The sequence below is a fragment of the Streptomyces sp. YS-3 genome, assembly GCF_045257485.1.
Lineage (GTDB): Bacteria > Actinomycetota > Actinomycetes > Streptomycetales > Streptomycetaceae > Streptomyces.
Window position 1 is genome coordinate 1 of the sequence record NZ_JBJHPC010000358.1, and the last position, 7,550, is coordinate 7,550.

At 73.7% G+C, this 7,550-nt stretch carries 9 protein-coding genes; 5 read left to right on the top strand and 4 right to left on the bottom strand.

The features are described 5' to 3' along the window. The coding region (locus tag ACJA3G_RS24880) for an MHYT domain-containing protein (protein ID WP_406555277.1) at window positions 1-781 on the bottom strand (781 nt) is incomplete at its 3' end. 279 nt (window positions 782-1,060) lie between these two features. On the opposite strand from ACJA3G_RS24880, the gene ACJA3G_RS24885 reads away from it, so the two are divergent. After that, the gene (locus ACJA3G_RS24885; RefSeq protein WP_406555270.1) at window positions 1,061-1,639 is read left to right on the top strand and encodes a methylated-DNA--[protein]-cysteine S-methyltransferase; all 579 of its coding nucleotides are present in this window, start codon (window positions 1,061-1,063) and stop codon (window positions 1,637-1,639) included. Window positions 1,640-1,681: 42 nt separating this feature from the next. Here the strand turns inward: ACJA3G_RS24885 and ACJA3G_RS24890 are convergent, their stop codons facing one another. Then, window positions 1,682-2,071 carry a cupin domain-containing protein gene (locus ACJA3G_RS24890; protein WP_406555271.1) on the bottom strand — a complete coding sequence of 130 codons (390 nt, stop codon included), beginning with the start codon at window positions 2,069-2,071 and terminating at the stop codon, window positions 1,682-1,684. Between the two features lie 210 nt (window positions 2,072-2,281). On the opposite strand from ACJA3G_RS24890, the gene ACJA3G_RS24895 reads away from it, so the two are divergent. After that, the gene (locus ACJA3G_RS24895; RefSeq protein ID WP_406555272.1) at window positions 2,282-3,187 is read left to right on the top strand and encodes a pseudouridine-5'-phosphate glycosidase; all 906 of its coding nucleotides are present in this window, start codon (window positions 2,282-2,284) and stop codon (window positions 3,185-3,187) included. After that, a complete protein-coding gene (locus ACJA3G_RS24900; protein ID WP_406555273.1) occupies window positions 3,184-4,122 on the top strand; it encodes a carbohydrate kinase family protein in 939 nt (312 codons plus the stop codon). The genes ACJA3G_RS24895 and ACJA3G_RS24900 overlap by 4 nt, the downstream gene beginning before the upstream one ends. A 4-nt stretch (window positions 4,123-4,126) precedes the next feature. On the opposite strand, the gene ACJA3G_RS24905 is transcribed toward ACJA3G_RS24900, so the two are convergent. Together ACJA3G_RS24905 and ACJA3G_RS24910 are read right to left on the bottom strand one after the other, a co-directional pair. Then, window positions 4,127-4,768, bottom strand: coding sequence for a uridine kinase (locus ACJA3G_RS24905; protein ID WP_406555274.1), 642 nt, complete (start codon window positions 4,766-4,768; stop codon window positions 4,127-4,129). 57 nt (window positions 4,769-4,825) lie between these two features. Further along, window positions 4,826-5,491: a winged helix-turn-helix transcriptional regulator gene (locus ACJA3G_RS24910; RefSeq protein WP_406555275.1), complete on the bottom strand. Its 666-nt coding sequence runs from the start codon at window positions 5,489-5,491 to the stop codon at window positions 4,826-4,828. 130 nt (window positions 5,492-5,621) lie between these two features. On the opposite strand from ACJA3G_RS24910, the gene ACJA3G_RS24915 reads away from it, so the two are divergent. Then, complete coding sequence (locus ACJA3G_RS24915) at window positions 5,622-6,833, top strand: pyridoxal phosphate-dependent aminotransferase (protein ID WP_406555276.1); 1,212 nt, start codon at window positions 5,622-5,624, stop codon at window positions 6,831-6,833. 102 nt (window positions 6,834-6,935) lie between these two features. Next, a partial coding sequence (locus ACJA3G_RS24920) for a DUF2293 domain-containing protein (protein ID WP_406555278.1) occupies window positions 6,936-7,550 on the top strand: 615 nt, incomplete at its 3' end.

The window sequence follows — 7,550 nt, forward strand, 5'->3', positions numbered from 1 at the left end:
GGTGGCGGGGGGCGGGCGCCGGGCGCGGCGGTCGCTTCTCCCACTCGGGCCTGCCCATCACCACGAGCGGGTCGAACATCACGACGACGCCCGCGAGCACCAGGAAGGCCACGGGGCCGATCAGCATCGGCGCCAGCACGGTGGCCGGGGAGTCCCCGGTGGCGGTGCCCGCACCCTCGTGCAGATGGACGCTGAGCGCGGCCATGCCGGTGTAGTGCATACCGCTCACGGCCAGGCCCATGACGACGCTGGCGCCGAGGCTGGCCAGGAAGCCCCGGACGGAGACGGCCGCCCAGAGCGCGGCGGTGGCGGCGACGACCGCGATGACTACGGAGAGGCTGACGGTGAGGGTGTTGTACGCGAACTCCCCGTGCAGTCGAATTCCGGCCATGCCGAGGTAGTGCATCGACGCCACGCCGAGCCCGGTGATGGTCCCGCCGGTGACCAGTGCCAGGGGCGTGGCGCCCCGGTAGCCGACGATGAAGATGCCGATGCCGACCATCACGACGGCCAGGCCCAGACTGGCGAACGTGATCGGCCGGTCGTAACCGAGCACCTCCTGACGGACCGAGAAGCCCATCATCGCGATGAAGTGCATGGTCCAGATGCCGGAGCCTATGGAGGTGGCCCCGAGCGCCAGCCACAGCGCTCTGAAGGGCCGGTCGGCCCGTAGGGACCTGGCGGTGCAGCGCAGCCCGAGCGCGCCGCCCAGACAGGCCATGAGGAACGCCACCACCGGCGTGACGAGTCCGTAGGTGAAACCGTCGACCGTCCCGTGCATATGTGTGCCCTTCACCCCGTACCGACTACCGACTGAAGAGGCCCACTGCTGTCGCCGAGGCCCTGGTTCGGGGCGACATTAAGGCTCGCCGAGCGACAGGCAAACATTTTCGCGCCAATTTGTCGACACCTTGAACCGGGAGGGCCGGTTTTCCGTAGTTCCACGAGAGCAAACGGACCCCGGTCCGCCGGGCGGCGAACGGCCCCCCGGTGACCGGACGGACCGGGCCCCGGCGCCGGCCCGGCGGGCGTTGTCAGTGGCGCGCCGTACGGTGACGGCATGGACAGCGACGTGCGGTTCGAGGGCGCCCCGCGGGGGCCGGGGCGGGTGGAGTGGGCGGTCGTCGGCGGCGGCATCGGCCCGCTGCTGCTGGCCGCGACCGACCAGGGGCTGGTGAGCGTGGTCTTCCACGCCCGCGAGACGGTCCGGGACAGGGCCCTGCGGGGCCTGGCCGCCCGGCTGGGGGCCGAACCGTCCCCGGCCCGCCGCGACGGGACGGGTCCGCTCGCCGAGCCCATACGGCAGCTGGAGGCGTACTTCGCGGGCGACCTGCGCGTGTTCGACCTCCCGCTGGACTGGTCACTGTCCTCCGGCTTCAACCGGCAGGTGCTGCAAGAACTGGAGGCGACCGTTCCGTACGGGACGGTGGTGGGGTACGGCGACCTCGCCGACCGGGTCGGCCGGCCCGGGGCGGCGCAGGCGGTGGGCGCCGCCATGGGGTCCAACCCGCTGCCCGTGGTGGTGCCCTGCCACCGGGTGGTGGAGAGCGACGGCGGACTGGGCGGGTTCGGCGGCGGCCTGGAGACCAAGCGGCGGCTGCTCGCCCTGGAGGGGGTGCTGCCGCAGCCGCTGTTCTGAGCCCTCCGGGGCGGCCCGCCGACCGGCGGAGCCACAGGGTGGCTACAGGCTGATGTGGTACGCCTTGCGCAGCGTCTCGTGCACGGTCCAGGTCGTCCGGTCGCCCTCCCGCAGCACGCACGCGTCGCCCGGGCCCAGCTCCAGGGTGTCGCCGTCCGCCACCTCGACGGTCGCCCGTCCGCCGACCACCACGAAGAGCTCGTTCGCCTCGGTGTCGGTCACCACACCGGGCGTGATCTGCCAGATGCCGCGCACCTGCTTGCCGTCGGGCGACTCCCAGAGCACCTTCCCGGTGACCTCCGGGGTGCCGGAGACGATCTGGCCGGGGTCCAGGGGCTCGGGCTCCAGCTCGGCGTCCGGGATGTGGACAACGAAGGAGGCCGGTGCGAGCGCGTCGGCGGAAGGGGTCTCGATGTGATCATTGGTCGTCATGGCGCGCCAATCTAGCCAGGTGCCGTGCCGACCCCGACGCCGCCTCTGGCCGGAACCGCCGACCGGGAGCAGACTCCTGCCGAGTGGGTCGCGGGGGCGGGCCCCGTAGGCCTCGCGGCCACCGCCTCCGCGGACCTCGTACCGCGCGCCTCGCACGGGTGATCGCCCCGGGGACGTTTACGCGGTGCGCGGGCGCGCCAGGGATGGGGCATGTCCTACGACGACGTACTCAAGGTGTCCGCCGAGGTGCGGGAGGCCCTGGCCCAGGGGCGTCCCGTGGTCGCTCTGGAGTCCACGATCATCGCCCACGGACTGCCGCGCCCGCGCAATCTGCGGGTGGCGACGGAGCTGGAGGAGCTGGTCCGGGCCCAGGGCGCCGTTCCCGCCACGGTCGCGGTGCTGGACGGGCGCCCCCATGTCGGCCTGGACAAGGACCAGTTGGAGCGGGTCGCGGGCGGCGGTCTGCGCAAGCTGGGCCACCGCGATCTGCCGATGGCGCTGGCCACGGGCGCGAGCGGGGCCACCACGGTCTCCGCGACCGCCTACCTGGCGCACTGGGCGGACATCCGCGTCTTCGCCACCGGCGGGCTTGGCGGGGTCCACCGCGGCTGGACCGAGACCCAGGACGAGTCGGCGGACCTCCAGCTCCTGGCCCGTACCCCGGTGGCGGTGGTGTGCGCGGGAGTGAAGTCGATCCTCGACGTGCCGGCGACGCTCCAGCGGATGGAGACGCTCGGCATCGGGGTGATCGGTTACGGGACGGACCGCTTCCCCGGCTTCTATCTGGCCGACTCCGGCGAGCCGGTCGACTGGACGGTGCACACCCCGCGGGAGGTCGCCGACGTCCTGCGGTCCCATGAGGCGATCGGCCCCGATTCGGCGCTGATCGTGGCCAATCCGGTCCCGGAGGCCGAGCAGCTCGATCCGGAGCTGCACGACCGGGTGCTGGCCGAGGCCCTGGCCGCCTGCCGCGAGCAGGGCGTCACGGGCCAGGCCGTCACCCCGTTCCTGCTCGACCATCTGGTGCGGCACACCGGCGGGGCGTCCCTGGAGGCGAACGTGGCGGCGGTGCGCGGCAACGTACGGCTGGCGGCGGCGATCGCGGCGGCGCTGTGACGGACGCGCCCGCCGGGCCGGAACCGGCTGCTCCGCGAGGCCTGCTGGTCGTCGGGGACGTGGTGACCGATGTCGTGGCCCGGCATCGCGGGCCGCTGGCTCCGGCCACGGACACGGCGGCCGAGATCCGCACGGTTCCGGGCGGGGCGGGCGCCAACGCGGCCTGCTGGGCGGCCCGTTCGGGCTGCGCGGACGTGCGCGTCCTGGGCCGGGTCGGGAGCGACGCGCTGGACTGGCACGAGCGGCGGCTGCGGCGGGCGGGCGTACGGCCGCTGCTGATCGCGGACCCGGTGGCGCCCACCGCCACCGTGGTCTCGCTGGTCGACGCCGCGACCGCCGAGCGCACCTTCCTCACCGACAGCGGCGCCGTGCTGCGCATATCCCCCGCCGACTGGGACCCGGCGTTCCTGGACGGCGTCGGACGGCTGCATCTCTCGGGCTATCTGTTCTTCGCCGACGCCAGCCGTGAACTGGCCCGCACCGCGTGCCGCTCGGCACTGGAGGCCGGGGTCCCGGTGAGTCTGGACCCGGCGTCGGCGGGGTTCCTGGCCGAGCTGGGCGTCGAGCGGTTCCTGGCCGCGGCCGGGGGCGTCCAGGCGCTGCTGCCCAACGCCGACGAGGCGCGGCTGCTCAGCGGCCTCGCCGAACCCGCCGGGGCGGCGGCCGAGTTGAGCCGAAGGTTTCCGCTGGTGGCGGTGACGCTCGGGGCGGTCGGGGCGCTGGTGGCGGTGGGCGGTGAGATCGTCGCCCGGGTGGCGGCGCCGGAGCCGGACACGGCCGCCGTCGACTCGACGGGCGCGGGCGACGCCTTCACGGGCGGCTTCCTCGCCGCGCTCCTCGCGGGCGCGGGCCCGGCCGAGGCGGCGCAGGCCGGCTGCCGGGCGGGCGCGCTGGCGGTGACCGTGGTGGGCGGACGGCCGCCGGAGCACGACTGATCCGCTAGCCGGCCCCGCCGTCCCACGCCGGGTGTTTCGGATCGTCGGCGCGCACGACGACGTCAGCGGCCTCGGCGGGCCGCACCTCCTCCTCGTACCGCTCGAACGCGGGGAGCGTCCACCGGTCCCGCTCCGGCGTGCGCCGCCGCAGCGCGCCCGGCGAGAGACGGAGGTGGACGGTGAGGTCGAAGGGGAACCAGCGCCCCAGCAGCAGCGGCCCGTGCACCACCAGCACGCCCCCTTCCGGGAGGACCCGGTACTCGCTCCGCGTCGCCCGGTCGGTCACCGGGTCCCAGAGGTCGGGCAGCACCCGGCCGCTGCCCCCGGCCTCCAGCGGGTCGAACACCTCCCGCCAGAGCGCCGCCGTGTCGAACCAGCCGTCGGCGTAGCTGTCCGGGTCCTCGCGGCCGTACTCGAAACGCAGCGAGGCGGGCCGCAGGAAGCCCTCGGTGGACAGGACGAGCACCGAACGGCCCCGTAGACGCAGCGCCTCGGCCAGTGCGTGCGCCAGTTCACCGGGCCCAGCCGCGGGCGCGCCGTCGACGCCGACGCGCAGCCAGGGGCCGCCGCCCTCGGACCGCGCGTCCACGGCCCGTTCCGCCAGGGCCTCGGTCAGCCGTTCCCATGTGATCGCTTCGAGTCGCACGCCTCCATGATGCGGGCCGCTCGCGCGTACGCGGCGGGGGCCCGGGGTGTGATGCGCTCACGCGCCCCGCAGCGCCGCCGCCACGGGCCCCTCGCCCGTCACCTCGATCCGTCCCGCCTTGACGCCCTCCTCGACCGTCAGCGCGCCCTCCGCGAGCGCGCGGCAGGTGTCGGCGTCCAGGACGAGCCGGGCGTCGGCGTCCGGCGCCGGCCCCTCCCCGTACACCGCATCGCCGACGCCGTCCACGGCTGCTCCGCCCCCGTCGGTCCGGACGTGGAACTCGCCCTCGTCCAGCCGTACGTCGAGGACCGCCGGACCGCCCGGGAGGCGGCGCAGCAGCGGGATCAGCGGGATCGCGAACCAGTGCGCCCGCACGGCGTCGGTGGGCCGCCGCTCGGCGAGGTCCGGCGCGCCCCAGGCGGCGAGGGCGGTCAGCACGGGCAGCAACTCACGTCCGCGCGCGGTCAGTTCGTACACCGTCGCGGCTGCCGGCGGGGGCAGCCTGCGGCGGGTCGCCAGCTCCTCGCGCTCCATGTCCTTGAGGCGGGAGGCCAGCACGTCCGTGGAGACGCCGGGGAGATCCGCGTGCAGATCCGTATAACGACGCGGTCCCGCGAGGAGTTCCCGGACGATCAGCAGCGTCCACCGGTCCCCGACGGCATCGAGGGCGCGGGCAGCGGCGCAGTACTGGTCGTAGCTTCTACGGCGTGGCTGACGTGGCATACGACGCAGTCTAGACAAGATGTTGGACTTTCCAAGCTCCCACTTGGTAAAACCAAGTGACGCACATTCGAGTGACGCAGGACAGGCGAGTCACACCAGAGGGATCTGGGCACCTCGGGAGGGCCACGGCATGGAGTTCCGGCAGTCGAGCAAGCTGAGCGAGGTCTGTTACGAGATCCGCGGCCCGGTCATCGAGCAGGCCAACGCGCTGGAGGAGGCGGGCCACAGCGTGCTGCGCCTCAACACCGGCAACCCGGCGCTCTTCGGCTTCGAGGCACCCGAGGAGATCCTCCAGGACATGATCCGGATGCTGCCGCGGGCCCACGGCTACACGGACTCGCGCGGCATCCTCTCGGCGCGGCGCGCCGTCGCCCAGCGCTACCAGGCGATGGGGCTGCCGGACGTCTCCGTAGACGACGTCTTCCTCGGCAACGGCGTCTCCGAGCTGGTCTCCATGGCCGTGCAGGCGCTGCTCGAGGACGGGGACGAAGTCCTCATCCCCGCGCCCGACTTCCCGCTCTGGACGGCCGTCACCAAGCTCGCGGGCGGCAGAGCCGTCCACTACATCTGCGACGAGTCGGCCGACTGGTACCCCGACCTCGACGACATGGCGTCGAAGATCACCGACCGCACCAGGGCGGTCGTCATCATCAACCCCAACAACCCCACGGGCGCGGTGTATCCCAAGGAGGTCATCGAGGGCATCCTCGACCTGGCCCGCCGCCACCAGCTGATGGTGTTCGCCGACGAGATCTACGACCAGATCGTCTACGACGACGCCGTCGCCCACTGTGCCGCTGCCCTCGCTCCCGACCTGGTCGTCCTCACCTTCAGCGGGCTGTCCAAGACGTACCGGGTCGCGGGGTTCCGCTCCGGCTGGCTGGTCGTCAGCGGCCCCCAGCAGCACGCCAGGAACTACCTGGAGGGGCTGACCATGCTCGCCTCCATGCGGCTGTGCCCCAACGCACCCGCCCAGTACGCGATCCAGGCGGCGCTCGGCGGCCGTCAGTCCATCAAGGAGCTGACCGCGCCCGGCGGCCGGCTGCACGAACAGCGCGACCGGGCCTGGGAGAAGCTGAACGAGATCCCCGGGGTGTCCTGTGTGAAGCCGAAGGGCGCGCTGTACGCGTTCCCCCGGATCGACCCCAAGGTTCACCCGATCGAAGACGACGAGAAGTTCGTCCTTGACCTGCTGCTGCGGGAGAAGATCCAGGTCGTGCAGGGGACGGGCTTCAACTGGCCGCGCCCGGACCACTTCCGGATCCTGACGCTGCCGCACGCCGACGACCTGGACGCGGCCATCAGCCGGATCGGACGCTTCCTCAGCGGATACCGGCAGTGAGCACCGCCGGGACCGGCCCGGTTTGCCCGGGCGGCCATTGAGGGATCCAGGAGAGGGGGGCTGACAGGGGGGCGCGCGTGAGGGAGGCGGGCCATTCTCGTCATAGAACCCAGAAGACGGCACCGCTGCGGCGACTGCGACCGGGGCCCCCTCCCCCGGCTGGTTCCGGACACGGGCGCGCCGCGCTGCCTGGACTGCGCCGACCTCGGACACCTCGTGTTCCTGCCGCGCGGCGACACGGCCCTGACGCGCCGCGCCCGCGAGGAGAGCACGCTCTCGGCGGTCGTGATCCGCTTCAACCGCCGACGGCGCCGGTACGAACGCCGGGGCGTGCTCGTCGAGGAGGCGGCGCTCGCCGTCGCCGAGGAGCGCTGTCTGGCCGACGCGGAGGCCCGTGCGCGCCGCCGCGCCCGCGACGCGCTCCGACGCGCCGCCGAGGACGTCCGCTTCACCGCGGCCCTGGAGGCCGAGATCCTGCGCCTGTTCCCCGGCTGCCCGCCCGCACGGGCCCACGACATCGCGGTCCACGCCTCGGTGCGCGGCAGCGGCCGGGTGGGCCGCACGGCGGCGGGCCGCGCGCTGGACGAGGACGCGGTGACGGCGGCGGTCCGCGCCTCCGTACGCCACCTGGACACGCCCTACGACCAGCTCCTGATGGCCCGGGTGCCGCGCACGGAAGCGTGGACCGCGATGTCGTGGGCCCGTGCGGGCGGGCAG